This window comes from Streptomyces sp. NPDC126510, assembly GCF_040302345.1.
GTDB lineage: Bacteria > Actinomycetota > Actinomycetes > Streptomycetales > Streptomycetaceae > Streptomyces.
Genome location: NZ_JBEORR010000019.1, coordinates 119610 through 146102, shown reverse-complemented (window position 1 = coordinate 146102; position 26493 = coordinate 119610). Strand labels below are relative to the sequence as shown.

The 26493-nt window shown below is 72.9% G+C and carries 20 protein-coding genes and 1 pseudogene; 11 read left to right on the top strand and 10 right to left on the bottom strand.

Annotation, left to right across the window (positions count from 1 at the left end):
• Positions 1-108 precede the first annotated feature (108 nt).
• Positions 109-1152: a zinc-dependent alcohol dehydrogenase family protein gene (locus ABTX60_RS26075; RefSeq protein WP_352099421.1), complete on the top strand. Its 1044-nt coding sequence runs from the start codon at positions 109-111 to the stop codon at positions 1150-1152.
• Between the two features lie 69 nt (positions 1153-1221).
• Here ABTX60_RS26075 and ABTX60_RS26070 read toward each other — a convergent pair whose 3' ends face one another.
• The gene (locus tag ABTX60_RS26070; RefSeq protein WP_104779857.1) at positions 1222-1422 is read right to left on the bottom strand and encodes a helix-turn-helix transcriptional regulator; all 201 of its coding nucleotides are present in this window, start codon (positions 1420-1422) and stop codon (positions 1222-1224) included.
• A gap of 384 nt (positions 1423-1806) precedes the next feature.
• Between ABTX60_RS26070 and iolC the strand changes: the two genes are divergently transcribed.
• From iolC to ABTX60_RS26030, 9 genes and pseudogenes are all read left to right on the top strand, one after another.
• Positions 1807-2757 carry a 5-dehydro-2-deoxygluconokinase gene (gene iolC, locus ABTX60_RS26065; protein ID WP_352099420.1) on the top strand — a complete coding sequence of 317 codons (951 nt, stop codon included), beginning with the start codon at positions 1807-1809 and terminating at the stop codon, positions 2755-2757.
• A complete protein-coding gene (locus ABTX60_RS26060) occupies positions 2754-3644 on the top strand; it encodes a Cgl0159 family (beta/alpha)8-fold protein (RefSeq protein WP_352099419.1) in 891 nt (296 codons plus the stop codon). Before iolC ends, ABTX60_RS26060 begins: the two co-directional genes overlap by 4 nt.
• A 64-nt stretch (positions 3645-3708) precedes the next feature.
• Positions 3709-3879, top strand: a pseudogene (locus ABTX60_RS43265) (5-deoxy-glucuronate isomerase); the annotation flags it as partial.
• A gap of 29 nt (positions 3880-3908) precedes the next feature.
• Complete coding sequence (iolD, locus tag ABTX60_RS26055; RefSeq protein ID WP_352099418.1) at positions 3909-5792, top strand: 3D-(3,5/4)-trihydroxycyclohexane-1,2-dione acylhydrolase (decyclizing); 1884 nt, start codon at positions 3909-3911, stop codon at positions 5790-5792.
• A 14-nt stretch (positions 5793-5806) separates the two neighbouring features.
• Complete coding sequence (mmsA, locus tag ABTX60_RS26050; RefSeq protein ID WP_352099417.1) at positions 5807-7309, top strand: CoA-acylating methylmalonate-semialdehyde dehydrogenase; 1503 nt, start codon at positions 5807-5809, stop codon at positions 7307-7309.
• A gap of 245 nt (positions 7310-7554) precedes the next feature.
• The gene (locus tag ABTX60_RS26045; RefSeq protein ID WP_352099416.1) at positions 7555-10212 is read left to right on the top strand and encodes a CocE/NonD family hydrolase; all 2658 of its coding nucleotides are present in this window, start codon (positions 7555-7557) and stop codon (positions 10210-10212) included.
• Positions 10209-11075, top strand: a complete 867-nt coding sequence (locus ABTX60_RS26040; protein ID WP_352099415.1) for an ABC transporter permease — start codon at positions 10209-10211, stop codon at positions 11073-11075. Before ABTX60_RS26045 ends, ABTX60_RS26040 begins: the two co-directional genes overlap by 4 nt.
• Before the next feature lie 159 nt (positions 11076-11234).
• Positions 11235-12755, top strand: coding sequence for a vWA domain-containing protein (locus tag ABTX60_RS26035; RefSeq protein WP_352099414.1), 1521 nt, complete (start codon positions 11235-11237; stop codon positions 12753-12755).
• Positions 12756-13152: 397 nt separating this feature from the next.
• Entirely contained in the window at positions 13153-13872 is a 720-nt protein-coding gene (locus ABTX60_RS26030) for a chaplin (RefSeq protein ID WP_352099413.1), read from the top strand.
• A 245-nt stretch (positions 13873-14117) separates the two neighbouring features.
• Here the strand turns inward: ABTX60_RS26030 and ABTX60_RS26025 are convergent, their stop codons facing one another.
• Together ABTX60_RS26025 and ABTX60_RS26020 are read right to left on the bottom strand one after the other, a co-directional pair.
• Positions 14118-15386, bottom strand: coding sequence for an NAD(P)-binding domain-containing protein (locus ABTX60_RS26025; protein ID WP_352099412.1), 1269 nt, complete (start codon positions 15384-15386; stop codon positions 14118-14120).
• Positions 15386-16636, bottom strand: a complete 1251-nt coding sequence (locus ABTX60_RS26020) for a carboxylate--amine ligase (RefSeq protein ID WP_352099411.1) — start codon at positions 16634-16636, stop codon at positions 15386-15388. The genes ABTX60_RS26025 and ABTX60_RS26020 overlap by 1 nt, the downstream gene beginning before the upstream one ends.
• A 167-nt stretch (positions 16637-16803) precedes the next feature.
• Between ABTX60_RS26020 and ABTX60_RS26015 the strand changes: the two genes are divergently transcribed.
• Positions 16804-18129 carry a glycoside hydrolase family 26 protein gene (locus ABTX60_RS26015; protein WP_352099410.1) on the top strand — a complete coding sequence of 442 codons (1326 nt, stop codon included), beginning with the start codon at positions 16804-16806 and terminating at the stop codon, positions 18127-18129.
• Between the two features lie 58 nt (positions 18130-18187).
• Here ABTX60_RS26015 and ABTX60_RS26010 read toward each other — a convergent pair whose 3' ends face one another.
• From ABTX60_RS26010 to ABTX60_RS25980, 7 genes are read right to left on the bottom strand one after another with little or no spacing between them, the layout of a single operon-like run.
• Complete coding sequence (locus ABTX60_RS26010; protein ID WP_352099409.1) at positions 18188-18844, bottom strand: YveK family protein; 657 nt, start codon at positions 18842-18844, stop codon at positions 18188-18190.
• Positions 18841-19992: a glycosyltransferase gene (locus tag ABTX60_RS26005; protein ID WP_352099408.1), complete on the bottom strand. Its 1152-nt coding sequence runs from the start codon at positions 19990-19992 to the stop codon at positions 18841-18843. The genes ABTX60_RS26010 and ABTX60_RS26005 overlap by 4 nt, the downstream gene beginning before the upstream one ends.
• A 1-nt stretch (position 19993) precedes the next feature.
• Positions 19994-20758: a polysaccharide deacetylase family protein gene (locus tag ABTX60_RS26000; RefSeq protein WP_352099407.1), complete on the bottom strand. Its 765-nt coding sequence runs from the start codon at positions 20756-20758 to the stop codon at positions 19994-19996.
• A complete protein-coding gene (locus ABTX60_RS25995) occupies positions 20742-22442 on the bottom strand; it encodes a lipid II flippase MurJ (protein ID WP_352099406.1) in 1701 nt (566 codons plus the stop codon). The genes ABTX60_RS26000 and ABTX60_RS25995 overlap by 17 nt, the downstream gene beginning before the upstream one ends.
• Positions 22439-23779 carry an O-antigen ligase family protein gene (locus ABTX60_RS25990; RefSeq protein ID WP_352099405.1) on the bottom strand — a complete coding sequence of 447 codons (1341 nt, stop codon included), beginning with the start codon at positions 23777-23779 and terminating at the stop codon, positions 22439-22441. Before ABTX60_RS25990 ends, ABTX60_RS25995 begins: the two co-directional genes overlap by 4 nt.
• A 5-nt stretch (positions 23780-23784) precedes the next feature.
• Positions 23785-25209, bottom strand: a complete 1425-nt coding sequence (locus ABTX60_RS25985; protein WP_352099404.1) for an exopolysaccharide biosynthesis polyprenyl glycosylphosphotransferase — start codon at positions 25207-25209, stop codon at positions 23785-23787.
• A complete protein-coding gene (locus ABTX60_RS25980; RefSeq protein WP_352099403.1) occupies positions 25206-26456 on the bottom strand; it encodes a glycosyltransferase family 4 protein in 1251 nt (416 codons plus the stop codon). The genes ABTX60_RS25985 and ABTX60_RS25980 overlap by 4 nt, the downstream gene beginning before the upstream one ends.
• Between the last annotated feature and the right edge of the window lie 37 nt (positions 26457-26493).

The window sequence follows — 26493 nt, the reverse complement described above, 5'->3', positions numbered from 1 at the left end:
CGTTCCCCCGAGGCGCGACCGACCGGGGCGCCGGCGACCGGGGCGCGACCGGCCGGCGCGCAAGGGCGATGGGCGGTCCCGGACACGAACGGAAGGCGGGGTGGGTCCATGCGGGCCGTGGTGTTCGAGCGGTACGGGGAGACGGCCGAGGTACGGGAGGTCGCGGACCCGGAGCCCGCGGAGCACGGGGTCGTCGTACGGGTCGGGGCCACCGGGCTGTGCCGCAGCGACTGGCACGGCTGGCAGGGGCACGACCCGGACATCGTCCTGCCGCACGTGCCCGGGCACGAACTGGCCGGGGTGGTCGAGGCCGTGGGCGCCCGGGTGACCGGATGGCGGCCCGGCGACCGGGTCACCGTGCCGTTCATCTGCGCCTGCGGCACCTGCCCGTCCTGCGTGGCGGGCGACCACCAGGTGTGCGAGCACCAGACCCAGCCGGGCTTCACCCACTGGGGATCCTTTGCCCAGTACGTGGCGCTGGACCACGCCGATGTGAACCTCGTGGCGCTGCCCGGGGAGCTGTCCTTCGCGACGGCGGCCTCGCTCGGCTGCCGGTTCGCCACGGCGTACCGGGCGGTGGTGCAGCAGGGCCGGTTGCGGGCGGGGGAGTGGGTCGCGGTGCACGGCTGCGGCGGGGTCGGACTCTCCGCGGTGATGATCGCGGCGGCGTCGGGCGCACGGGTGGTGGCCGTCGACGTGTCGGCCCAGGCCCTGGACCTGGCCCGGACGTTCGGGGCCGCACAGTGCCTGGATGCCACGTCCGTGCCGGACACCGCGGCGGCCGTCCGGGACCTCACCGGCGGCGGCGCCCACCTCTCCCTCGACGCCCTCGGCTCACCCGGCACGTGCGCCGCCTCCGTGAACGGCCTGCGCCGACGCGGCCGGCATGTCCAGGTCGGCCTGCTGCCCTCGCCGGACGGCACGACACCCGTGCCGATGGCCCGCGCGATCGCCCTGGAGCTCGAACTGCTCGGCAGCCACGGCATGGCCGCGCACAGCTACCCGCCGATGCTGGAGCTGGTTCGCAGCGGCGTGCTGCGCCCCGACCTGCTGGTGACGTCGACGATCGGGCTGGAGGAGGTGCCGTCCGCGCTGGCGGCGATGGGGACGGCACCGGGAGCGGGAGCGACGGTCATCGAGCCGTGGAGCTGACGCGGAGCTGACGCCCCGGCGGGCGACCGTGCCCCACGCGACGGTGGGGCACGGGGCGCAGGGATCGGGTCAGTCGGTTCTTCGGCCGCGGTTGCCGGGCCTGGAGGCGACCCAGGCCCGGACCGTGTCGGCGTACCAGTAGGGCTTGCCGCCCTCGACATGGTCCGGCGGGGGCAGCAGCCCGTGTTTTCGATAGGACCGCACGGTGTCCGGCTGCACCCGGATGTGCGCGGCGATCTCCTTGTAGGACCAGAGTCTTCGGTCGGTCATGACGTGCACCTCCCCGCGCGCACCACGGCGGCGGCCGTGGACGGCCGTCCGGGGGAGCCGGGCGCTGCGCTGGCGATCAACAAGCCTGTGTCCGGTCAACGACGCCCAGTGAGACCGGGCAGGGCCTGTGCGCGGGGTGTGACGGAAGACCCGCGTACACGCGACATGTGTGACAGGGGAGGGGCGTTTGTGACACAGCCGGGGCAAAGACGCGCGCCCGTGCGGCGGCGGGGCGCCTTGACGCTTCACCCGGCAGGGTGCGGACGGGGCGCCGCATGGAGAAAGCGCTGTCATGATCTGGTCCGAATGTCTGGACAAAACATTGACAGGGTGTCGAGAGGGGGGCTACAAAGCCGGGGAGAGCCGAGCATCTAGGGGACACCGATGACGTACGACCTGATCACCATGGGGCGGATCGGAGTGGATCTGTATCCGCTGCAGACCGGCGTCCCACTGCCGCAGGTCACGTCCTTCGGCAAGTTCCTCGGCGGTTCGGCGAGCAACGTCGCGGTCGCGGCGGCCCGTCTGGGACTGCGGACGGCGGTGATCACCCGCACCGGCGACGACCCCTTCGGCACCTATCTCCACCAGGCCCTGCGGGACTTCGGCGTGGACGACCGCTGGGTCACCCCGGTCCCCGGCCTGCCTACCCCGGTCACCTTCTGCGAGGTCTTCCCGCCGGACGACTTCCCGCTGTACTTCTACCGCCGCCCCAAGGCCCCCGACCTGGAGATCGACGCCCACGAACTCGACCTCGACGCCGTCCGTGACGCCCGGGTCTTCTGGGTCACGGGCACGGGTTTGAGCGAGGAGCCCAGCCGTACGGCGACCCTCGCGGCCCTCGCCCACCGCGCCAAGTCCGGCACGACGGTCTTCGACCTCGACTGGCGCCCGATGTTCTGGGCCGACCCCGATACGGCCCGCCCCTTCTACGCGGAGGCCCTGCGGCACACCACCGTCGCTGTCGGCAACCTCGACGAGGTGGAGGTGGCCACAGGCGTGCGCGAACCCCACGCCGCCGCCCGTGCGCTCCTTGACGCGGGCGTCGAACTCGCCGTCGTCAAGCAGGGCCCCAAGGGCGTCCTCGCCGTGAACCGCGAGGGTGAGAGCGCCGAGGTCCCGCCGCTGCCGGTGAACGTCCTCAACGGCCTCGGCGCCGGCGACGCCTTCGGCGGCTCCCTCGTCCACGGCCTGCTGGCCGGGTGGGACCTGGAGAAGACCATGCGGCACGCCAACGCCGCCGGGGCCATCGTCGCCTCCCGCCTGGAGTGCTCCTCCGCGATGCCCACTCCGGACGAGATCGAGGCGGCCGTCACCGCGGGGGCCGTCCGATGACCGTCGACATCTCCGAGCTCGTCAACCTGCGCAGCCACCGCCCCGAGGCGATCGCCGAGGCCGCCGCCCGCCGCACCCGCCGGCCGCTGCTTAACACCAGCGGCCGTTTGATGATCGTCGCGGCCGACCACCCCGCCCGCGGTGCCCTCGGCGTCGGCGGCCGCAGCCTGGCCATGGCCAACCGCGCCGACCTCCTCGAACGCCTCTGCCTGGCCCTCTCCCGGCCGGGCGTCGACGGCGTCCTCGCCACCGCCGACATCCTCGACGACCTGCTCCTGCTCGGCGCCCTCGACGGCAAGGTCGTCCTCGGCTCGATGAACCGCGGCGGCCTCCAGGGAGCGCGCTTCGAACTCGACGACCGCTTCACCGGCCACCGCCCCGAGGACATCGAGCGCCTCGGCTTCGACGCCGGCAAGCTGCTCCTGCGCATCGACTACGACGACCCGGGCTCCCTCACCACGATGGAGTCCACCGCCCGCGCGATCGACGACATGGCCGCGCGTCGGCTCCCCGTCTTCGTCGAGCCGTTCCTCAGCCACCGCGACGAGCAGGGCCGGCTGCGCAACGACCTCTCCGCCGAGGCCGTCACCAAGTCCATCGCCATCGCCTCGGGCCTGGGCGGCACGTCCGCCTACACCTGGCTGAAGGTGCCGGTCACCGAGAACCCCGACGACATGGCCGAGGTCATGGCGACCTCCACCCTGCCCGCCGTCCTGCTCGGCGGCGAGGTCGGGGGCTCCGCCGAGGAGCAGGCCGGGGCGTACGAGAAGTGGCGCGGCGCCCTGCGACTGCCCACCGTGCGCGGGCTGGTGGTCGGCCGCTCGCTGCTGTATCCGGCCGACGGCGATGTGGCCGCCGCCGTGGACACCGCCGTCGGACTGCTGTGAGGGCCGCGTCATGACCACCCCCACCTTCACCACGGGCGACAGCACAGAAGACCGAGCGTTCCCCCTCCCGGGCAGGTCCCGGGTCCAGATCGCCTCCGGCGCGGGAAGCCGCTTTGCTTTGGCAGGAGCGAAGAGCGAGCGACAACTCCCCGCCCGCTACGGCCCCGCGCCGGAGGTCTCCCCAGCGAGACGCACGCCGCCTCGCCCGGTGAACGCCCGGTGCGGCCGTCGCGTATCCGTGACCACCCGGCGGGAGGGACACCGATGACCTCGACGACGAGACTGACGGTCGCACAGGCGCTCGTGCGCTTCCTGTCGGCCCAGTACACCGAACGCGACGGCGTCCGGCAGCGGCTCATCGGCGCCACCTGGGGCATCTTCGGCCACGGCAACGTCGCCGGGATCGGCCAGGCCCTCCTCGAGCACGCCGGGGAGATGCCGTACCACCAGGGCCGCAACGAACAGGCCATGGTGCACGCGGCGGTCGGCTACGCCCGGCAGTCGAACCGCCTGTCCACCCACGCGGTGACGACCTCCATCGGCCCGGGCGCCACCAACCTCGTCACCGGCGCCGCCCTCGCGACCGTCAACCACCTGCCGGTGCTGCTCCTGCCCGGCGACATCTTCGCGACCCGGCCCGCCGACCCGGTCCTGCAGCAACTGGAGGTGCCGTACGCGGGCGACGTGTCGGTCAACGACTGCCTGCGCCCGGTCTCCCGGTACTTCGACCGGATCACCCGGCCCGAGGCCCTGGTCCCGTCGGCGCTGAACGCGATGCGCGTGCTCACCGACCCGGTCGAGACCGGCGCCGTCACCCTCGCCCTGCCGCAGGACGTGCAGGCCGAGGCGTACGACTGGCCGGAGGAGTTCTTCGCCGAGCGCGTCTGGACCGTACGGCGTCCCGGCGCCGACCCGGCGGAACTGGCCGAGGCGGTGGGGATCATCCGCTCAGCGAAGAGGCCCCTGGTCATCGCGGGCGGCGGCGTCCACCACAGCCGTGCCGAGGAGGCCCTCGCCGAGTTCGCCGGGGTGACCGGCATCCCGGTCGCCTCCACCCAGGCGGGCAAGGGTTCACTGCGCCACGACCACCCCCAGGACGTCGGCGGCGTCGGCCACACCGGCACCGCCACCGCGGACGAGCTCGCCCGCACCGCCGACCTGGTGATCGGCGTCGGCACCCGCTACACCGACTTCACCACCGCCTCCGGCACGCTGTTCGGCAACCCGGACGTCCGCTTCCTCAACCTCAACATCGCGCCCTTCGACGGCCACAAGCTCGCCGGGCAGCCGTTGGTCGCGGACGCCCGCAGCGGCCTGCAGGAGCTCACGGGCGCCCTCCGGCTGCACGCGTACCGGGTCGCCGGTACGTACGCCACCGAGTACACCGAGGACAAGGAGCGCTGGGAACAGCGGGTCGACGCCTGCTACGAGGTGGACGAACCCGACACCCGCCCGACCCAGCCCCAGGTCCTCGGCGCCCTGGACGAGATCGCCGACGCGTCGGACATCCTGATCAACGCCGCCGGTTCCCTCCCCGGCGATCTGCACAAACTGTGGCGGACCCGGTCACGCGACCAGTACCACCTGGAGTACGGCTACTCCTGCATGGGCTATGAGATACCGGCCGCCATCGGCGTCAAGATGGCCGCCCCGGACCGGCCCGTGTGGGCGCTGGTCGGCGACGGCACGTACCTGATGATGCCCACGGAGATCGTGACGGCCGTGCAGGAGGGCATCGCGATCAAGGTCCTGATCGTCCAGAACCACGGCTACGCCTCCATCGGCGGCCTGTCCGAGTCGGTCGGCGGCGAGCGGTTCGGCACCGCCTACCGTTTCCCGGCCGAGGACGGCTCGTACACCGGGGCGCCGCTGCCCGTCGACCTCGCCGCCAACGCGGCCAGCCTCGGCATGCGTGTCCTGCGCGCGAAGACCGTCCGGGACCTGCGCGAGGCCCTCGCCGAGGCCCGGGCCGCCGACACTCCCACATGTGTCTACGTCGAGACCCAAACGGCAGACACAGTGTCGGGCGCGCCTCCCGCCCAGGCCTGGTGGGATGTACCCGTGGCCGAGACCGCGACACGGCCGTCCGCGGTCAAGGCACGTGAGCTGTACGAACGGCACGTCTCCACCCGACGCCGCCATCTGTGAAGGAGTTCCCGGCCATGACGAAGATCGTCAACCACTGGATCGGCGGCAAGACCGTCGAAGGCGCCTCGGGCACGCACGGGCCGGTGACCGATCCGGCGACCGGCGAGGTGACGACGAAGGTCGCGTTCGCCTCGGTCGACGAGGTGGACGCGGCGGTCGCCGCCGCGAAGGACGCCTACCTGAGCTGGGGCCAGTCCTCGCTGGCCCAGCGCACCTCGATCCTGTTCACGTTCCGCGCCCTGCTGGACGCCAACCGGGACGCGATCGCCGAGCTGATCACCGCCGAGCACGGCAAGGTCCACTCCGACGCCCTCGGTGAGGTCGCCCGCGGCCTGGAGATCGTCGACCTGGCCTGCGGCATCAGCGTGCAGCTGAAGGGCGAGCTGTCCACGCAGGTCGCCAGCCGCGTCGACGTCTCCTCGATCCGCCAGCCGCTGGGCGTCGTCGCGGGCATCACCCCGTTCAACTTCCCGGCGATGGTGCCGATGTGGATGTTCCCCATCGCCATCGCGTGCGGCAACACCTTCGTGCTGAAGCCGTCCGAGAAGGACCCCTCGGCCTCCATCAAGATCGCCGAGCTGCTCGCCGAGGCGGGCCTGCCCGACGGCGTCTTCAACGTCGTCCACGGCGACAAGGTGGCCGTCGACCGCCTGCTGGAGCACCCGGACGTCAAGGCCGTCTCCTTCGTCGGCTCCACCCCGATCGCCCGCTACATCCACACCACGGCCTCCGCGAACGGCAAGCGCGTCCAGGCGCTCGGCGGCGCCAAGAACCACATGCTGGTCCTGCCCGACGCCGACCTCGACGCGGCCGCCGACGCCGCCGTCTCGGCCGCCTACGGCTCCGCCGGTGAGCGCTGCATGGCCATCTCCGCGGTGGTCGCCGTCGGCTCGATCGGCGACGAGCTGGTGGAGAAGATCCGCGAGCGCGCCGAGAAGATCAAGATCGGCCCGGGCAACGACCCGGCCTCCGAGATGGGCCCGCTGATCACCAGGGTCCACCGCGACAAGGTCGCCTCCTACGTCGAGGGCGCCGCGGCCGAGGGCTGCGAGGTCGTCCTGGACGGCACCGGCTTCACCGTCGACGGCTTCGAGGACGGCCACTGGATCGGCATCTCGCTGCTCGACAAGGTGCCCACGTCCGCCAAGGCCTACCAGGACGAGATCTTCGGCCCGGTGCTGACCGTGCTGCGCACCGAGACCTACGAGGAGGCCCTGGACCTGATCAACGCCTCCCCGTTCGGCAACGGCACCGCGATCTTCACCCGGGACGGCGGCGCGGCCCGCCGCTTCCAGTTGGAGGTCGAGGCCGGCATGGTCGGCGTGAACGTCCCGATCCCGGTCCCCGTCGGCTACCACTCCTTCGGCGGCTGGAAGGACTCGCTCTTCGGCGACCACCACATCTACGGCAACGACGGCACGCACTTCTACACCCGCGGCAAGGTCGTCACCACCCGCTGGCCGGACCCGGCCGACGCCCCGGCGGGCGTGGACCTGGGCTTCCCGCGCAACCACTGACACCGAGTGTCCCGGGGCCGTCCGCATCGCAGACGGCCCCACTTCTTCCACGGACAGGCTCAAGAGGGGCGCGGGGAACCGCGCGAACACCACGACGCACCCGCACCCGGCAGATCCCGGCACCTCCCGAGCTCCCCGTACACCACCCGCAGTACGCGGAGAACTCCGTGTACACCCCTGGGAGGGCTCCCACTTCGGCCTCCGGTCGACAACTGTTCGACAGCTTCACCCCGTACCGTTGACGCATGGATCTTCGACTGCCCGGACTCCACGGGCTGCTGCGGAGGCCCCGGAGGCTCCTCGCCGCCGGGGCCGCCGTCGTCGTCCTCGCGGGCGCGGGCACGTGGACGGCCGTCGCGAACGACGAGACGCCCCCGGTCCACCGCGAAGACCGCCTCCTGGCCACCGGCGACGGCGTCCGCGTCGACACCTCGTTCTTCACCTCCGGAACAGACCGCCGCCGCCCCGCCGTCCTGCTCGGGCACGGCTTCGGCGGCAGCAAGAAGGACGTACGGCAGCAGGCCGAGGACCTCGCCCGGGACGGCTACGCGGTCCTGACCTGGTCGGCCCGCGGCTTCGGCAAGTCCAACGGGAAGATCGGCCTCAACGACCCCGAGGGCGAGGTCGCCGACGTCTCGAAGCTCATCGACTGGCTGGCGAAGCAGCCCCAGGTCGAGCTCGACAAGAAGGGCGACCCCCGCGTCGGCATGGCAGGCGCCTCCTACGGCGGCGCGATCGCCCTGCTCACCGCGGGTCATGACGACCGCGTCGACGCCATCGCCCCGGCGATCACGTACTGGAACCTCGCCGACGCCCTCTTCCCGAACGGTGTCTTCAAGAAGCTCTGGGCCGGCATCTTCGTCAATTCCGGGGGCGGCTGCGAGAAGTTCGAGCCCGCGCTGTGCCGGATGTACGAGCGGGTCGCCGAGTCGGGCAAGCCGGACGCCGCGGCGCGCAGGCTGCTCCAGGAGCGTTCGCCGTCCGCCGTCGGGAAGAACATCAAGGTCCCGACCCTACTGATGCAGGGCCAGACCGACTCCCTCTTCCCGCTCGGCCAGGCCGACCGGGCCGCGAAGACGATCCGGGCCAACGGCGCCCCCGTCGACGTCGACTGGATCGCCGGCGGCCACGACGGCGGCGACATGGAGACCGGCCGGGTCGAGGGCCGCGTGACGTCCTGGTTCGACCGCTACCTCAAGGAAGACAAGGGCGCCGACACCGGCCCCGCCTTCCGCGTCACCCGCACCCTCGGCACGGGCTCCGGCGACGGTGAACCCCGCCTGACCGGAGTGACCTCGGACCGCTACCCCGGCCTGGAGAGCAAGCAGCGCTCCGTCTCCCTGGCCGGCCGCGAGCAGAGCTTCGACAACCCGCCCGGCGCCAGCCCGCCCGGCGTCTCCGCCCTGCCCGGCCTCGGCGGCTCCGGCGGTCTCAGTCAGCTCTCCACGCTCGGCATCGGCGTCTCCCTCGACTTCCCCGGCCAGTTCGCCGCGTTCGAGTCCGCCCCCATGCGCGAGGACCTCCAGATCACCGGCTCACCCACCGCCACCGTGCACGTGAAGTCCACCAGCGACGAGGCCGTCCTCTTCGCGAAGCTCTACGACGTCGGCCCGGGCGGCGGCACCCAGCAGGTGCTGCCCTCCCAGCTCGTCACACCCCTCAGGGTCGAAGGCGCCAAGGCCGGCAAGGACGTCACCGTCACGCTCCCGGCGATCGACCACGAGATCGACGACGGCCACCGGCTCCGCCTGGTCCTCGCCTCCACCGACCTCGGTTACGCCTCCCCGACCGCCCCGGCCACGTACACCGTCTCCCTCGAGGGCGATCTGACGGTCCCCTCGGCCCTCGGGCAGCGCGACACCCAGGACGGACTGCCCGCCTGGGTGTGGTGGCTGCCGCTCGCCGGCGCGGGCATCGCGCTCGCGCTGATCCTCACGGGCCGCCGCCGCACGGCCGCCCCCGCCCCGCCGGACCCGGCCCTGGCCGAAGTCCCCCTCCAGATCACGGACCTGACCAAGCGGTACGCGAAGTCCACCGACCGGTACGCCGTCAAGGACCTCTCCTTCCGCGTGGAGCAGGGCCAGGTCCTCGGCCTGCTCGGCCCCAACGGAGCGGGCAAGACGACCACCCTGCGCATGCTGATGGGGCTGATCAAGCCCGACGGCGGCGAGATCCGCGTCTTCGGCCACGCCATCGCCCCCGGAGCCCCGGTCTTGTCCCGGGTCGGCGCCTTCGTCGAGGGAGCCGGCTTCCTGCCGCACCTGTCCGGCCGCGAGAACCTGGAGCTGTACTGGCGCGCCACCGGCCGCCCGGCCGAGGACGCACACATGGAGGAGGCCCTGGAGATCGCGGGCCTGGGCGACGCGCTCGCCCGGGCGGTGCGCACCTACTCCCAGGGCATGCGCCAGCGCCTCGCCATCGCCCAGGCCATGCTCGGCCTGCCGGACCTGCTCATCCTCGACGAGCCGACCAACGGCCTGGACCCGCCCCAGATCCGCGAGATGCGCGAGGTGATGATCCGCTACGCCGCCGCCGGCCGCACGGTCATCGTCTCCAGCCACCTCCTCGCCGAGGTCGAGCAGACCTGCACCCACCTCGTGGTCATGGACCACGGGCAGCTCGTCCAGGCGGGCCCCGTCGAGGACATCGTCGGGTCGGGCGACACCCTCCTGGTCGGGACGGCCACGCCCGTGGACGAGCCCGTCGTGGAGAAGGTCGCCGCCCTGCCCGGCGTCGCCTCGGCCGTGCGCGCCGACGAGGGCCTCCTGATCCAGCTCGACGCCGACGGCACCCCGCAGCGCCTGGTCGCCGACCTCGTACGGCTCGACGTGGCGGTGCGCTCGGTCGGCCCCCACCGCCGCCTGGAGGACGCCTTCCTCACCCTGATCGGAGCCGAAGCATGAGCCAGCTCGCCGAGCCTCCCGTCGAGGTCGCCGCCGGCTACCGCGCGGGCCGCACCCTGCCCTTGCGCGTCGAGCTGGCCCGGCAGCTGAAGCGGCGCCGCACGATGGTGATGGGCGGCGTCCTGGTCGCCCTGCCGATCATCCTGCTGATCGCCTTCCAGGTCGGCGGCGACCCGGGCGGCAACAACAACCGCATCAACCTCATGGACACGGCGACCGCGTCCGGGGCCAACTTCGCCGCGGTCAACCTCTTCTCCGCCGCGGGCTTCCTGCTCGTCATCCCCGTCGCCCTGTTCTGCGGCGACACGGTCGCCTCCGAGGCGAGCTGGTCGTCCCTGCGCTATCTGCTCGCGGCCCCCGTGCCCCGGGCCCGGCTGCTGTGGTCCAAGCTCGCCGTCGGACTCACCCTGAGCCTGGCGGCGATGGTCCTGCTCCCGGTCGTCGCCCTCGCCGTCGGCACGGCCGCCTACGGCTGGGGCCCGCTCGAACTGCCCACCGGAGGCAGCCTGTCCACCGGCACCGCGGCTCAGCGCATCCTGATCGTCGTCGCATACATCATGGTGTCCCAACTGGTCACCGCCGCCCTCGCGTTCTGGCTGTCGACCCGGACGGACGCCCCGCTCGGCGCGGTCGGCGGCGCGGTGTTCCTCACCATCATCGGCAGCGTCCTCGACGAGGTGACGGCCCTCGGCGACTGGCGCCACTTCCTGCCCGCGCACTGGCAGTACGCCTGGCTCGACGCCGTCCGGCCCCGGCTGGAATGGTCGGACATGATCCAGGGCACGTCGATCTCCGTGACCTACGCACTCGTGCTGTTCGCCCTGGCCTTCCGCGGTTTCGCCCGCAAGGACGTCGTCTCCTAGGCCGGCGTCAGGTCAACGGAGGGTCACCCACCGGTCTCGAAGGGCCGCCCCCGTGGCCGCTTCGAGACGCTTCCGCAACGCCCCGTACCGCACGTTCGGGCCCCCTGCGCCGTCACAGTCGCAAGAAGCCGACGCCAACGGATGCAGGGGGTACGGACGATGGAGCGGTTCCGGACACGACAAGCGCTGCTCGCCCTCACGGCCGTGAGCGGCCTGCTGCTCACCGCGTGCGGCGGGGGCGCCGGCACCGGGGAGGGCGGCAAGGCCGCCGACCGCCCCGAGTACGGCTCGGGCGAGCCCGCACCCGCCCACGGCGACGAGGACGGCAGCAGCGAGCGGGACGACCTCCGCGAAAACCCCGACCACGTCTCCACCTTCGCCCTCGACGTCGACACCGCCTCCTACGACTACGCCCGCCGCGCCCTCGCCGACGGGCGGCTGCCCGACCCGTCGACGGTCCGTCCCGAGGAGTTCGTCAACAGCTTCCGCCAGGACTACGACCGGCCGGACGGCGACGGCTTCTCGGTCACCGTGGACGGCGCCCGCACCGAGGACGAGGACTGGTCCCTGGTCCGCGTCGGCCTCGCCACCCGCACGACGGAACGCTCCGGTGAACGCCCGCCCGCCGCCCTCACCTTCGTCATCGACGTCTCGGGTTCCATGGACGAGCCGGGCCGCCTGGACCTCGCCAAGGAGTCCCTCTCGGTGATGACGGACCGGCTGCGCGACGACGACTCGGTCGCGCTCGTCACCTTCAGCGACGAGGCGAAGACCGTCCTGCCCATGACCCGCCTCGACGGCAACCGCGACGAGATCCAGGACGCCGTCTCCGACCTGGACACCCAGGACTCCACCAACCTCGGCGCCGGCGTAGAGACCGGCTACGAGACGGCCGCCGAAGGCCTGCGCGAGGGCGCCACCAACCGGGTCGTCCTCATCTCCGACGCGCTCGCCAACACCGGCGACACCGACGCGGACGCCATCCTGGAGCGCATCGCCGGCGAACGCCGCGAGCACGGCATCACGCTCTTCGGCGTCGGCGTGGGCAGCGACTACGGCGACGCCCTGATGGAACGCCTCGCCGACGAGGGCGACGGCCACACCGTCTACGTGTCCGACTCCGACGAGGCCCGCAAGGTCTTCTCCGAGCAGCTCCCGCGCAACGTCGACCTCGCCGCCCGCGACGCCAAGGCCCAGGTCGCCTTCGACCCGGAGACGGTCGAGGAGTTCCGCCTGGTCGGCTATGACAACCGGCGCGTCGCCGACGAGGACTTCCGCGACGACCGCGTCGACGGCGGCGAGGTCGGCCCCGGACACACCGTCACCGCCCTGTACGCCGTGCGCACCGAGCCCGGCGCCGAGGGCCACCTCGCCACCGCCACCGTGCGCTGGCTCGACCCGGAGACCCGCGCCCCGCACGAGGAGACCGGCGATCTGGAGGCCGGCGCCCTTCACGGCTCCCTGCGCGCCGCCCCCAGCCGCTTCCAGGTCACCGCGGTGGCGGCCTGGTTCGCCGACGCCCTCCGCTCGCGGGACGACCGCCACGACCGCCTCCCGGGCGCTCCGGCCGGCTTCGCCGAACTCGCGGACCGGGCCCGTGTATTGTCCGGCGCCACGGAGGACGGGGCAGTGCGCGGACTCGCCCGGGCCATCGGACAGGCGGAACGGCAGCGGGACTGAAGACCTCCCGGCCTTCCGGGGCGGGACGCGGGCCAACCGGGTGAACCTGCGGAACCAATTCTTCTGCACCGGGTTGATGAGGCAGTAGAGCATGCGGCGCCACGAGAAAGGAACGCGCAGTGCTCAAGGAGGCAATGATCGCTGCGGCGGCCGCCGCTTCCGCCATTGATGTGCCGGTGACGGCCGCTGTCCCGGCACTCGCCGGCGGACCGGTCGTCGCGCAGGGCAACGGCGCGTAACGCCGTCTCCGCAGCCCTTGAGCCGCGAGGCAGCATTCGACACGCCTGATTCCTGTTCAGCGCTGCGACCTGTTCATGCCGCCGCACCGTCGGCCCTGGATGTGGACCCCCGCACCGAGGCCGGCCGCCCCGATTCTTCAAGCAGGAGGACAACTGCAATGCGACAGACCCTGAGCAAGGGAGCGTTCGCGGCGGCCGCCGCCACGGGGATTCTGTCCCTGTACGGCAGCCCCGCCCTCGCCGACTCCGACGCGTCGGGAGTGGCGAAGGATTCTCCTGGTGTGCTGTCCGGGAACAGCGTGCAGGTGCCGGTCGAGGTGCCGGTCAACCTGTGCGGCAACACCGTCAACGTGCTCGCGGCGCTCAACACCGCGTTCGGCAACTCCTGCAGGAACATCTCGCACAAGTCGTCGGGCCACGAGGAGGGCGCGGACGCGTCGGCGGTCGTCAAGGGTTCTCCCGGCGTGGGTTCCGGGAACAACGTGCAGGTGCCGGTCGAGGCGCCCGTGAACGCCTGCGGCAACAGCGTCAACGGGGGCGCGCTGTTCAACGACGCGCTCGAGAACGACTGCGAGAACGGCTCCTACGGCGGCGGCTACGGCGACGACGACAAGCCGTCGACGGAGGAGGAGAAGCCGAAGCCCCCGGCCAAGGGCGGTTCCGTCCCGCCGGACAGCGAGAAGCCGCGTTCCACGACCCCGGACACCGAGGACTCGTCCATCACCGAGGAGGCGGAGGAGCAGGAGGAGCCCGGCTCGCTGCCCCAGCTGGCCGAGACCGGCAGCGAGGCCCTGGCCGCCGCATCGGCCGCCAGTGCCGTCCTGATCGCGGGCGGAGTGCTGATGTACCGCCGCGGCCGCACCACCTCGTCCCGCTAGCCGTTCCCGAGGCGGCCGGGTGCCGGAAACCTCTCCCGTACCCGCACGCCACGTCGCCATCTCTCCGAGGGCGAGGCTGTGGCCGCCCCGGACCGCACGACCCGCACCCCCCGTCGACCTCGGTCCGGGGGGTGTCGGCCGTCGTGTCACACCGGTTTGCCCGACCGGCCTTCCCGGTACGGAGGCGGGCCGCTGACGACGCTTCAGCCGTCAGCGGCCCACGGGTCACCGGGCGGGGCCCCCGGTCAGCGGTGCACGGGCGCCGGCGACTCGCTCCGGCTGCCGTCCACGGGAGCGGGGACGACGCCGCCCACCGGCATGGCGCCGAGCCGGCGGCGTACTCCGCGGACGAGTGTCGACGCCGTGAAGGACGCGCCCTGCACGAAGCGCATGGCAGGGCCGAAGCCCGAAGCCGTCACCAGACCCGCGAGGAACAGGCCGGGGTAGGAGGACTCGAAGCTGCGCCCGACCTCCGGGGAGCCGTCCGGCAGTGCCGCGAGCGTCCCGCGCAGCTCGGGGGTGAGCAGTCCGAGCCGGTCGCAACGGGCCCGGAACCCCGTGGCGGCGATGACGTGTTCGGTCTCCAGACTGCGCGGGGCACCCGTACGGCTCGCCATGTCCAGCCGCACCCCGCCCGGCACCGCACAGGCCGCGGTGACCTCGTGGCCCGGCAGCAGCTCCACCACGCCCTCCACCCGGTCCCGTACCCACCAGGCGCCCGCAGGCCCCAGCGCCGTGGTCGCGATGCGTGCCCGGGTCGGCTCAGGCAGCCGCCGGAAGAGGTTCGGGCGCTCCGAGTAGAACCAGTTCCGCCAGCCGGGGCCGAGGCCGCTGTGGGGGGAGCGGGCCGACTGGTACCAGGGGCGCTCCCAGGGCGGGGGCACGTCGTTCCACCGCAGCTGTTCCGCCCTCGCCAGCACACGGACTCGCGTGCCCTGTTCGGCGAGCAGTGCCGCCGTTTCCAGGGCCGCCTGCCCGCCACCGATCACCGTGACGTCCTTGTCGCGGAAGCGGTCGAGGTCGCTGTGGTGGCTGCTGTGCGTCACCAGGGCGGGATGCAGTCCGCGCAGTGCCTGCGGTACCTCGACGAAAGGCATCACACCGACCGCCAGGGCCACCGTTCGCGCCTGCACCTCCTCCCCGTCCTCGGTGACCGCCGTGAAACCGCCCGGCCCGGCCGCCACACGGGTCACCGTGCGCTCGTCCACCTCCGGTACGGCATTGCGCGCGAACCACAGGCCGTACTCCGCGAACGCCTCGACCGGGATCGGCTGCGCATGACGTGCCGTCAAGCCGTGCTGCGCGCAGTAGACGTCCAGACGCCACTGCCCGGCCGGGTCGGAGAGGTTGGACGCCCACGGCTCCGACTTCAGGAACATGCCGCGGGGCATGTTGTCCCGCCAGGACGCCATGGGCCGGCCGAACACGCGCAGGTTCAGCCCGGCGGCCGCGGCGTGGGACGCGATCGACAGACCGTACGGGCCTGCGCCCACCACCAGAAGGTCGTACACCATCAACTGCTCGCTTTCTCGTTGTCGGTCAGGGAGGGCGAGGCCGCCCGGGGGATCCGCCGAGGCGTCGGCACCGTCGTCGTGCTCAGCCGCTCGTACAGCCGGCGCGACACGTGCCGGCACCACTGGGCCCACATGACCCGCCCGGGGGAGCGGTCGTCCGCGGCGTACCAGGCCAGTTCGCGCCCGCCCGGCGCCGCACGCAGCGCCGCCATCGGCGCGTAGTTCTCCACCACGAACGCCCGCCCGGCCATCGGGGCCCCGGCCGGCAGTGAACGGCCCGTCAGATCCAGGTGCAGGGCCCGCACGACGTCCAGGCCCGCGCTGTCGGCGAAGAGCCGGAACTGGGCGCCGGCGCGCGGGTTGAAGTCGAGCAGGTGGTAACGGCCCGTCTCGCCGCAGCGGCGGAAGTCGAGGTCGAAGATGCCCCGGTAGCCCAGCTCGCCGGTGAGCCGCTCGGCCAGCGCCTGCACCTGGGGATTGGGAGTCCAGCAGCCCACCGCGGTCAGGCCCGCCCCCCGCGGCCAGGCCAGCTGCTTGCGGCCCGGACCGCCCGCGCGCACGCCGCCCGAGCGGTCGGCGTAGCCGTGGAAGAACCAGTCCCGGTCCGGCCCCGGTGACAGGTACGCCTGGAGCAGCAGCCGGGTCCCCGCTTCCTCGGTGCGCAGGAAGAGCTCCCGGGCCTGCTGCGCGGACCGCACCAGCACCGTGCTGCGCAGCCCGCTGCCGGTGGGCAGCAGCCAGGGACGGCTCCACTTCGCCACCAACGGCAGCCCGAGCTGCCGCAGGGCCTCATCGACCTCGGCCCCACTGTCCGGGATCAGCGTCTGCGGGTGGGGGACATCGGCGGACGCGCACACGGCGGCCAGTTCCGCCTTGTCGGCGACGCGCTCGGCCAGGGTGCCGGGCATCTCCGGCAGAAGGTAGGAGGGCGCGAGTTCGTCCCGCATACGCCCTACGGTGATCGCGCTCGCGTCGTCCATCGGGACCAGGACGGCGGGTCGCGCGATCCGGTCGGCCACGCGGCGCAGCACGGCGAGGATGTCCTGCGCGGACGCTCCCGGGGGCGGCGGCGGGTGCATTTGCCGTACGTAACGTGACGCTCCGACGGGACTTCCCGCGGTGTCAGCGACGACGTGTACCTCCACTCCCGCCCTGCCGAGCGAGCGCACGGCCCCCAGCGTTCCGTGGTGGAAAGGATTCCGGTCGATCCGCAGCACAACAGCGGGGACGCGGATGTCGAGCAGCGACACGAATTCTCTCTTTCTCTTCGATCGGCTCACCCGCACGGGCGATCCCGGCACTCGAAAGCCGCAAGGGCACTGGCGCTCCATGCTTTTCTATGACTCACTTATATGACTGCCCGTCAATAACACCAATTGCGGCAGCACTCCGGACGAGAGCGAAGAAAGGAGCAGGCATGGCTCCACAGCACAGGCGGGCCAAGGCCCGCCGGCTGGCCTTGGGCGCGGCAGCGGTCGCCGCGTCGGCCGCCCTGGCGTCCGGCCTCGTGGCGGAGGTGGGGGTGGCGCAGGCCGCCGAGCCCCGGGCTCCGGCGCCGACCCCGGTGGCGCCCGCCGTCACGCCCTCGGCCCTCACACCTCCGGCCCTCACACCTCCGGCCCTCACGCCTCCGGCCGTCACGCCTCAGGCCCTCGCACCTCAGGCGATCGCCCAGTCCCCGACGCCCACCCCGGTCGCCCCCACCGCGGCGGACGGTGAGGGGATTCCCGCCTTCGGCGTCTTCCTCAAGTCCGATGCCCGGGGCGTGGCGCGGATGCCGCTGTTCAGCCACTGGCTGGGGGGCACGGAGCTCCGCGTCGGCCACACCTACCTGCCGGGACACCGCTGGCGCGACATCGAGGGTGCCGCCGACTTCCTTGACGTGTGGGCGCACTGGCGCAACAAGAAGGCCGACCGGATGCTGGTCCTCAACGTCCCCATGCAGGAGCGCAACGAGGAGGGCGTCTCCGACAACGAGGTCCGGCAGCTGCTGCGGCGCGGCGCTGCCGGGGAGTTCGATCACCATTTCCGCGTCCTCGCCGAGCGGTTGGTCGCGCTGAAGGTGCCGGACACGGTCATCGTGCTCGGCTGGGAAATGAATGGCACCACGTACACCCATCGCTGTGGGCCGGACCCGGAGGCCTGGAAGAAGTACTGGAACAGAATCGTCGCCACCATGCGTTCCGTGCCGGGCCAGAAGTTTCGGTTCGATTTCACGCCGAGCCGTGGCCAGGATGCCGTTCCCTGGACGAAGTGCTACCCGGGGGACGACACGGTCGACGTCATCGGCATGGACTCTTATGACCAGCCGAACGGAATGTCGTTCGATCAACAGGTGAAAGAGCCCTACGGGCTGCAGCACCACGTGGATTTCGCGAAGGCTCACGGCAAACCCATTTCCTATCCGGAATGGGGGCTCTTCCGCAACGGTGACAATCCCGAGTACATGCGGCGCATGCTCGCCTGGATGGACGAGTACAGGCCGCTCTACAACACGCTGACCGACTACTGCCCGCACGGTGTGTGGCAGTGCGGCGCCAACCCGAAGTCGTCCCATCTCTACCGGTCCACCCTGTTCGGCCGCGGCGACCAGGCTGCCCCGCCCCTCACGCCCACGCCCACGCCGAAGCCGACCCCGCCCGGCACGACGCCGCCCCCGGCGGACTGCACGCCCCTGGACCTGGGCAGTTGGGTCGAGGAGTGGCTCGGCGGAAAGCTCTGCCTCCGCTTCGACTGGTGGTGATCCGCCGGCCGAGTGAGACGCCGCTCCCCGGTGCCGTGCCGGAGCGGGCCCGCCGTCGTCACCGTTGTCCGCGCACATCTGCGGCGGCGGCCGGGCCGGGCACGGAGGGGGCGGGAGCGACCTCGCCGTCCCGGCCGCTCCTCCTGGGCCGCGCCAGCAGGGCCAGGCCGCCCAGCAGACCGCCGGCGCTCGCCCCCACCAGACCGGTCACCGCCGGCGACGCGGACGTCGGCTCGCGCGGCTCCACCGCCCGGGAGAACTTCACGAGCCGCACGTGGGTGCTGTCGCTGCTGTCGTCCGCGTGGCGGGTCAGGGAGCGGGTGACCGCGTTGGCCATGTCGACGGCGAGGCCGGGGCGCGAGGAAGTGGCCGAGACGGCGACCATCGGCGCGTCCGGCGACGTCGCCGTGCGCACACTGTGCTGCAGGGTTCGCACCGGGACGCCCGCGTACACCTGAGCGTCCCCGAGCACCGCGAGCTGCGTGGCGACCCGGCCGTACGCCTGGGCGAATCCGAGGGCGGCGTCCGGCGTGGACTTCTCGGTGGGTACGGCGATGACGTAACTCGTGGCCGTGTACGTGGAGGGTGTGAGCAAGCCGTAGGAGCCGCCGAGCAGACCCCCGACGAGGGTGCCCGCCGCCAGCACGGACCACAGGGGAAGGCCCCTGAGACGAGCCGGGGACAGGCGGTGCTGACGGGGCGGAGTGTCGGTCATGACGAGGTGGCTCCCAGAGGTGAGAGGGACGGCGAACTGGAGACCGCTGTCGCGTACACGTCCGTGAGACGGGCCGCGCAGTGGGTGATGCTGTAGTGGTGGGCGACCTCCGAGGCACTGCGGGGCCCGGCGCCGGCCGCGCGGACCTCGGTCATCGCGCGGGCGTAGGCCTCGGGGCCGCCGCGCACGCACCGGGCGCCGGCGGCGGCGGACGGCCGCACGTCCTCGATGGCCGGGCAGGAGGCGTAGAGCACGGGCAGTCCGGACGCCAGAGCCTCCACGGCCGCCAGACCGAAGGCCTCCTCCGTGGACGGGGACGCGAGCAGGTCCATCGCCGAGGTGAGCGAGGGCAGATCCGGTCCCGGCGCGTCGCCGCGCACGTAGGGACGTTCGCCGGTGAAGACGACGCGCTCGGCCACGCCGGCCTCGTGGGCCGTGCGACGCAGTGCGGGCTCCTCGGGGCCGCCGCCCACCAGCAGCAGCCGGCACTCGTCCGGCAGCAGGGCGAGCGCGCGGACGAGGACGTCGAACCGCTTCCCCGCGGTGAGCCGGCCGACACCGCCCACGACCCAGGCGTCCTCCGGCAGGCCGAAGTGCCGGCGGGCGTGCGCGCGCCGCTCCGGGTCGAAGCGGAAGCGGTCGAGGTCGATGCCGTTCGGGACGACCTCGATGCGGGGCGCGGGCACGCCCCAGCGCTTCAGGCGCTCGGCCACCGTCGGGGACACGGCGACCGTCGCCGAACCGAGCCGCTCACTGGCGAGGTACAGTCCCCGCACCCCTGCCGTCAGGCTGCGGCCCTCCATCTGCGAGTCGCCCAGGGAGTGTTCGGTTGCGACGACCGCCCGGACCCCGGCCGCGCGGGCGGCGAAGCGGCCGTAGACGCAGGCCCGGTAGAGGTGGGTGTGCACCAGGTCGTAGCCGCCGGCGCGGATCAGCCGGACCAGGCGCGGCAGCGCGGCCAGGTCACGGTTGCCGCCCATGCCGAGATGCGTGACGCGGACTCCGTCGGCCGCCAGGCCCTCGGCGACCGCGCCGGGGTTGGTGAGCGTCACGACGTCGCAGTCGACGGGCAGATGACGCAGCAGCAGGCGCAGCTGCTGCTCGGCCCCGCCGACACCGAGGCCGGTGATGATGTGCAGAGCCCTCATCTCACAGGCCCTCCACCGGGCGCCGGCGCAGCCGGTGCAGCCAGTGCTTGAGGTGCAGGCGCCACGCCGTGTCGTCCTGGCCGACGTACACGCGCGGCAGGGCGTGCGGACCGGTCAGCGGGCCCGGGTCGATGGCGCAGGCGTAGGTGTACCCCGCCTCCCGTACGGCCGCCACGGCGCGGGCGTCGATCGTGCCGTACGGATAGCAGAAACCCTCGACCGGGGTGCCGGTCAGCTCCTCGAGCTGTGCGCGGCTCTCGGCGACCTCCGCCTCGAGCGTGCGGTCGTCCGCCTTGGTGAGGTCGACGTGCGTCAGCCCGTGCGAGCCGATCTCCACGCCTTCGGCGGCCGCGCGCCGGATGCCGTCCCCGGTCAGCAGCGGCTTGCGCGGGCCGAGCGGATCCCAGGCGTTGTCGCCACCGAGCCGTCCGGGCAGCACGAAGAGGGTCGCGCCGCAGTCCCAGCGGTGCAGCAGCGGCAGGGCGTCGGTGACGAAGTCGGCGTACCCGTCGTCGAAGGTCAGCCCGACCATGTCGTGCCCCTCGCCCCGGGCGCGGGCGGCGAGCAGCTCGGTCACGGACACGCCCCGCAGCCCGCGCCGGCGCAGCCAGGCCAGCTGCGCCTCGAGCCGTGCGGGCGTGACCGTGATGCGGTACGGGTCGTCCGAGCAGTCGCCCACCGAGTGGTACATCGCCACCCAGGGGGCCGGGCCCTTGCGCGGGGCCCGGGGTCTGTCGGTGCCGGGGGAGTCAACGGAAACGGCCATGTGTGAGCCTTCGTGTGACGGCGCGTAGGGAGCGCAGAGCGGACGCGGAACTCTGGGCCCCGAAGGCCCAGCTGAGCGGGACGAAGACGAAGGTCACGGTCAGGAGGCCGGCCGTGAGGCCCGCCGCCGGGGACGACGGCCGGCTCGCGGCGAACGCCCCCGCGGCCGTGGCGACGGCCGCGGCGGACACCAGCCTGCTCAGCTCGGCCAGGACCGGCCGGACACGGACCGAGACGCCGTGAGAGCTGTTCGGCCGGCCCGTTCGCAGCCCGACGAGCAGCAGGGTCGCCGTGACGGTGATGCCGAGGGCGTTGGCGGCGGCGATCCCCGCCACTCCCCAGGAGTGCACGGAGCCGGCGCCGATCCAGGACGTCACGGCGATGCCCGCCGCCATCGCGCCGAGCGGGTACCAGCTGGCCCGGCCCGCTGAGAAGTAGGACCGCACGAGGGCGCCCACCAGGGTCTGGCCCAGCAGCCCGAGGGCGTACACGCGCATGACGTCCGCTGTCGCCTCGGTGTCACCCGGGGTGAACGCTCCCCGCTGGAAGAGCAGTTCGATCATCTGGGGGGCGCAGGCGATCACCGCGCACATGCCCAGCAGCACCAGCCACGAGGCGAGCGCCAAGTCCCGCTCCACGCGGCTGCGGGCCCGCGCGGTGTCCCCGTCCGCGAGAGCCCGCGCCACCACCGGGAAGGTGACGGTGCACACCATCAGCGACAGCGTCATCGGGATCTGGGCGACCTTCTGCGCGTAGTTCAGATGCGAGATGGCACCGGAGGGCAGGCCGGACGCGAGGAAGCGCTCCGCGAGGACCTGCGACTGGCGGCACAGGGCGAACAGGAGCACAGCGGCGATCAGGGCGAGTTGCATCGGCCGCTCCTCGACCACCGCACCGGCCTTGGAGAGGGGTGGCGTGGGCGACGACAGCCGCCGCCACAGCGACGGCAGTTGCACCGCCACCATCAGACAGCCGCCCACCGCGACCCCGACCGCGGCGGAGCGCACGCCCCAGCCCTCGCCGAGCAGGAACATCGCGGCGATGATGCCGGTGTTGTAGACGACGTAGATCGCCGCGGGCGCGAGGAAACAGCGGTGGGCCCGCAGGGCGGCACTGCAGTACCCGGCGAGCCCGAAGGCCAGCACGCAGGTGGCCGTGATCCGGGTGCAGTCGGCGGCGAGCCGGGGGTCGGGCAGACCGGGAGCGAGAGCCCGCACCAGGAGGGGAGCCGTGCCGGCGATCAGGGCGGCCACCGCGGCGAGGGCGAGACAGAGCCGGGGCAGGGTGGCGCCGACCAGGGCGCGGACCGGGTCGCCCGGCGCACCCCGGGCGCGGCGGGCCAGCGCCATGCTGAACGCCGGGATCAGCGCGATCGCCAGCCCGTCCTCGATGAGCAGCGTGGCGGCGAACTCCGGGACCGTCCACGCCACCAGGAAGGCGTCGGTGTCGCTCCCGGCGCCGAACAGCCGCGCCAGCGACTGGTCACGCACCAGGCCGAGCAGTGAACCGGCGATGGACAGCGACGCCGTGACGAGCGCGGCCCTGGCAAGGAAGCTCCCGGAGACCGACGACGGCGCCGAGGCCTGGTCGGTACCGTCGCCGGTCTCGGTGGCGGCCCGCGCCGAGGGCACGGTCACCGCATCGTCCGTGTCGGATCCGGGGGAATGCGAAGGCACCACCGTCATCGGACCAGGGCCTCCTCGGCGGGCTCGCGCACCCCGCTGCGGGGCGCCTCCGCGCGCACGTCGCCGGTCAGCGCCCACCAGGCCCCGAGCCCCATCGCCACGGCGATCAGCACGGTCGAGGGGCCGCCGATGTCGCCGTACATGAAATCGGTCAGCAGCCAGATCAGCAGCCCGCAGGCGACGAGCCCGCAGTCGGCTCCCGGGCCGCGGTCGCGGACGCGCACGAGCCGCCGCACCCCGCACACCAGCAGCGCCAGCCAGCTTCCGGCGAGCGCGAGCAGCCCGATCAGGCCCTGCTCGCTCAGCACCAGCAGGTACATGTTGTGCGGGGACAGCAGCGGCTGCCGCTGGTACGCCGCTCCCGCGCCTTCTGTCTCGCTGCCCGACGACAGCGCGAGCGTGGCGTGTCCGTCCCGGTACTCGGGGAAACCCTTCAGCCCGACCCCGGTCAGCGGGTGCTGCCGCCACATCTCCGTGGCGGACGCCCACAGGGTGTACCGGTCGACCACGGACTGGTCGGGGGCGTCGGCGACCTGGGCGATGCTGCCGATGCGCTGTTGCAGGAGAACCGAGCCCACACCGAAGCCGCCCACCAGGATCACACCCACGGCGACCGCGGCCGCGGCCACCTTGAGAGCACGCCGCCATCCGGTCAGGACCAGCTGCACGGCGCACGTCAGGAACGTCGCGATCCAGGCCCCCCGGCTGAAGGAGAGCGCGAGCGGCAGCAGCAGCACCGCTGCGCACGCGGCGGCGGCCGCCCGTTGCCGTACGGGCACCCGGCCCAGCGCGATACCGACCGCGCACACCAGGCCGAGCGAGACCGCCGTCGCCATGCCCATCACGTCGTGCGACCCGAAGGTGCCCACCGCCCGGATGTCGGCGCCCTGGTAGGAGGCACCGGTCCGGGTGACGAACTGGTGGACGCCGATGGCCCCCTGGCACAGACCGAGCCCCACGCAGGCCCAGGCCACCAGCCGGAAGCCGGTCCGGTCGCGCAGCAGCAGCAGTACGGCCGCCGGAACGAGGACGAAGGTCTGCAGATAGCGGCCGAGGCCGGTGAGCCCGGCCTGGGGAGAGAACGCCCCCATGGTGGAGAGCGCGAGCCCCACGACCGGCAGGCCCAGAATCACCACGGCGGCGGGCGACAGCGGGCGCCGCCGTTCGAGCAGGAGGCGGATCACGCAGTAGACCACCACCAGCCCGGAGAACACGTCGGCGGGCCCCGCTCCGTCCGACGTCAGGGGCAGGGCCAGCAAGGCCGGTACGGCCACTACGAGCAGGGCCGGTGTCAGCGCGGTGTCGCGGCGGGGGAGCGCTGTCAGCGCGAGGCTCACCTGTCTCAGCTCCCCGTGGGACGTACCACCGTGGCGGCGGTGCGCAGCAGAATGCAGACGTCCTGCCACAGGGACCAGTCGTCGATGTAGGCGTTGTCGAAACGGCTGCGGTCCTCGATCGAGGTGTCGCCGCGCAGGCCGTGGATCTGGGCGAGGCCGGTGATGCCGGTCCGCATGCGGTGGCGGACCGAGTAGCCGGGATAGGTCTGGCCGAACTGGGCGACGAAGTAGGGGCGTTCGGGGCGGGGGCCGACCAGGCTCATGTCGCCCCGGAGCACGTTCCACAACTGGAGCAGTTCATCGAGCGAGGTGCGCCGCAGCATCCGGCAGAACCAGCGCATCTCGTTCTCGTTCGCCACGCTCCACCGGGTCGCCGACTCGTGCTCGTCGACCGGGCGGTGCGTACGGAACTTCAGCAGGGTGAACGGCTCACCGCCCCTGCCGATGCGCTCCTGCCGGAACACCACGCCCGGCCCGTCGCTGATCCGCAGCACCGCGGCGAAGGTCAGCAGCAGCGGGCTGATGAGCAACAACAGCGTCCCCGACACAAGGATGTCGAGCGCCCGCTTGGCCGCGCTGTCCCGCCGGGCCGGGGACATGTCCAGCCGTCGGCAGGCAAACCCGGCCAGCCGCTCCCGCGCCGCGTACGACGGGGTGTCGGCGTCGACCTCCCAGACCACGCAGCCCGAATCGGCCAGCGCCCGCAGCAGCGGCTCCTGTTCGGCGCGTACGGAGGGGTGCACGGCCAGCACCGCCCGCACCCCGTTCTGGATGACCGCCCGCTCGACCTCCTCGGGGGTCGTCAGCACCGGCAGTGTCTCGGTGCCCTCCGGCTGCTCGGCGACGATGCCCACCGGCCGCACACCGCAGCGTGGATGACGCAGTACGGCGGCGGCCACCCGCTGCGCGGTCGTGACCGGGCCGAGGACGAGTGCCGTGTGCGGGTGGCGCAGCAGGGCGGCACGCCGCCGCGCGTGCACGGTTCCGCGCAGCGCGCAGCCGGCCGCCGTGTGCAGGGCGAGGCCCGTCAGCACGGTCCGCAGGGACAACGCGTGCTCCGGCCGGTACGCCGCCACGAGCGCCGCGAGGGCCAGCCACGCCACCGCGATGCGTCCGCACAGGGCGGGCAGTTCGTCCAGCAACCCTGGCCCCGGCGGCCGTCCGCCGCGGCGCAGCAGCAGCGAGGCGACGATCAGCAGGGTGACGAGGAGCGGGTGGCGCTGAGCCCCGGTGAGCGCCAGTGTGCCAGCGAGGGCGGCGAAGCCGTCGGCCACGAGCAGCGGGACGGGTGAGGCAGGCCGGGCCGGGGGCCGCGGGGCGGACGACCGGAAACCGGTGGTCGTGCCGCGCGGGGGCATGACCGAGACTGGTGAGGACCCGTGCTCCCGCGGCGATACGCCGGGGGAGGGCACGGTACGTTCGGCGGTCACGAGTGGATGGACTCCCTGTACTCGGTGGGCTCGACGCGCTGTACTGGCCGGTTCGCCTCGGCGCCACGTCCGGTGTCGAGCGGCTGACCGTGCTCAGCGCTGGGGGTGGTGGCGGTCCATGGGCCGAGCAGGTCGCGATAGACGTCCGAGACCGCTTCGGCGGTGAGCCGCACGTCGTGCGCGGACAGCACGTGCCGGCGGCCCTGGTCGCCGAGCGATGCGCGCAGCAGCGGGTCTGCCAGCAGCGCGGTGACGGCTTCGGCCAGCGCCGCCGGATCCTCCGGCGGAACCAGGCACCGGGCGGAGGTGGAGGAAGGCAGACTCTCCCGGGCGCCGTCGACGTCCGTGACCACGACCGGCCGCCCGCAGGCCATCGCTTCCAGCGGGGCAAGGGCCATGCCCTCCCAGCGGGACGGCAGGACGACGAGATCGGCGGCCTGGTACCAGGGGGAGGCGTCGGCGACGGCCCCCGCGAACACCACGGATCGCGGGGCGTTCTCGCGGAGCCGGTCGTGGTCCGGCCCGTCGCCGACCAGGACGAGACGGGCGTCGGGCACCTGCTGTTCGACGGTTTCCCATGCCTGCAGCAGGACGTCCTGCCCCTTCTGCCGGCACAGCCGCCCCACGCACACCGCGAGCGGCGCCGTGGGGTGGATGTCGGCGAGCGGGGCGAGTCCGGCCCGTACGGCGCCGGCGGCGGCCGGACGAAAGCGCTCCGGGTCGATGCCGTTGGGGACGACGGTCCAGCGGCCGGTGATCCTGGCGCCCATGCCCGTCGCGCGTTCCGCCTCGCTCACACACACCACGCGGGAGGCCCACCGCGCTCCCCAGCGTTCCCACATGAGCGCCAGGGTCGCGGTGCCCCCGCCGACCGCCTCGAACGACCAGGCGTGCGGCTGGAAGACCGTCGGGATCCGCCCGCGTACCGCGAGCCGTCCGGCGAGTCCGGCCTTCGCGCTGTGCGCGTGGATCAGATCCGGACGCACCTCGTCGATGACCCGTGCCAGGTGCCGTACCTCCCGGATGAGCGACGTACCGGGAGACCGCGTGGCGTGCCAGTGCCGTACGCGCGCGCCGAGCGTCCGCAGTTTCGTGGTGAGCGCGCTGTCGGGGCAGGCCACGGTGACGTCCAGGCCGTCCGACAGCTGCGCCTGGACCAGGTCCGTGACCACGCGGGCGACACCGCCGTCCACCGGCTGGGTGAGGTGCAGGACTCTGGGATGAGGTGCGGTCGATGACACGTGCATGTGCGCGGATTCCTCGCTCGCGAAGGCGTTCGGGGCG

What these genes read in the sequence shown, in the direction of transcription:
- mmsA (WP_352099417.1), top strand. Translation starts at nt 5,807, where the DNA reads ATGACGAAGATCGTCAACCACTGGATCGGCGGCAAGACCGTCGAAGGC.
- ABTX60_RS25995 (WP_352099406.1), bottom strand. Translation starts at nt 22,442, where the DNA reads ATGACGGTGGTGCCTTCGCATTCCCCCGGATCCGACACGGACGATGCG.
- ABTX60_RS26010 (WP_352099409.1), bottom strand. Translation starts at nt 18,844, where the DNA reads ATGACCGACACTCCGCCCCGTCAGCACCGCCTGTCCCCGGCTCGTCTC.
- iolC (WP_352099420.1), top strand. Translation starts at nt 1,807, where the DNA reads ATGACGTACGACCTGATCACCATGGGGCGGATCGGAGTGGATCTGTAT.
- ABTX60_RS26015 (WP_352099410.1), top strand. Translation starts at nt 16,804, where the DNA reads ATGGCTCCACAGCACAGGCGGGCCAAGGCCCGCCGGCTGGCCTTGGGC.
- iolD (WP_352099418.1), top strand. Translation starts at nt 3,909, where the DNA reads ATGACCTCGACGACGAGACTGACGGTCGCACAGGCGCTCGTGCGCTTC.
- ABTX60_RS26045 (WP_352099416.1), top strand. Translation starts at nt 7,555, where the DNA reads ATGGATCTTCGACTGCCCGGACTCCACGGGCTGCTGCGGAGGCCCCGG.
- ABTX60_RS26040 (WP_352099415.1), top strand. Translation starts at nt 10,209, where the DNA reads ATGAGCCAGCTCGCCGAGCCTCCCGTCGAGGTCGCCGCCGGCTACCGC.
- ABTX60_RS26000 (WP_352099407.1), bottom strand. Translation starts at nt 20,758, where the DNA reads ATGGCCGTTTCCGTTGACTCCCCCGGCACCGACAGACCCCGGGCCCCG.
- ABTX60_RS26025 (WP_352099412.1), bottom strand. Translation starts at nt 15,386, where the DNA reads ATGGTGTACGACCTTCTGGTGGTGGGCGCAGGCCCGTACGGTCTGTCG.
- ABTX60_RS26060 (WP_352099419.1), top strand. Translation starts at nt 2,754, where the DNA reads ATGACCGTCGACATCTCCGAGCTCGTCAACCTGCGCAGCCACCGCCCC.
- ABTX60_RS26070 (WP_104779857.1), bottom strand. Translation starts at nt 1,422, where the DNA reads ATGACCGACCGAAGACTCTGGTCCTACAAGGAGATCGCCGCGCACATC.
- ABTX60_RS26035 (WP_352099414.1), top strand. Translation starts at nt 11,235, where the DNA reads ATGGAGCGGTTCCGGACACGACAAGCGCTGCTCGCCCTCACGGCCGTG.
- ABTX60_RS26075 (WP_352099421.1), top strand. Translation starts at nt 109, where the DNA reads ATGCGGGCCGTGGTGTTCGAGCGGTACGGGGAGACGGCCGAGGTACGG.
- ABTX60_RS26005 (WP_352099408.1), bottom strand. Translation starts at nt 19,992, where the DNA reads ATGAGGGCTCTGCACATCATCACCGGCCTCGGTGTCGGCGGGGCCGAG.
- ABTX60_RS26030 (WP_352099413.1), top strand. Translation starts at nt 13,153, where the DNA reads ATGCGACAGACCCTGAGCAAGGGAGCGTTCGCGGCGGCCGCCGCCACG.
- ABTX60_RS25980 (WP_352099403.1), bottom strand. Translation starts at nt 26,456, where the DNA reads ATGCACGTGTCATCGACCGCACCTCATCCCAGAGTCCTGCACCTCACC.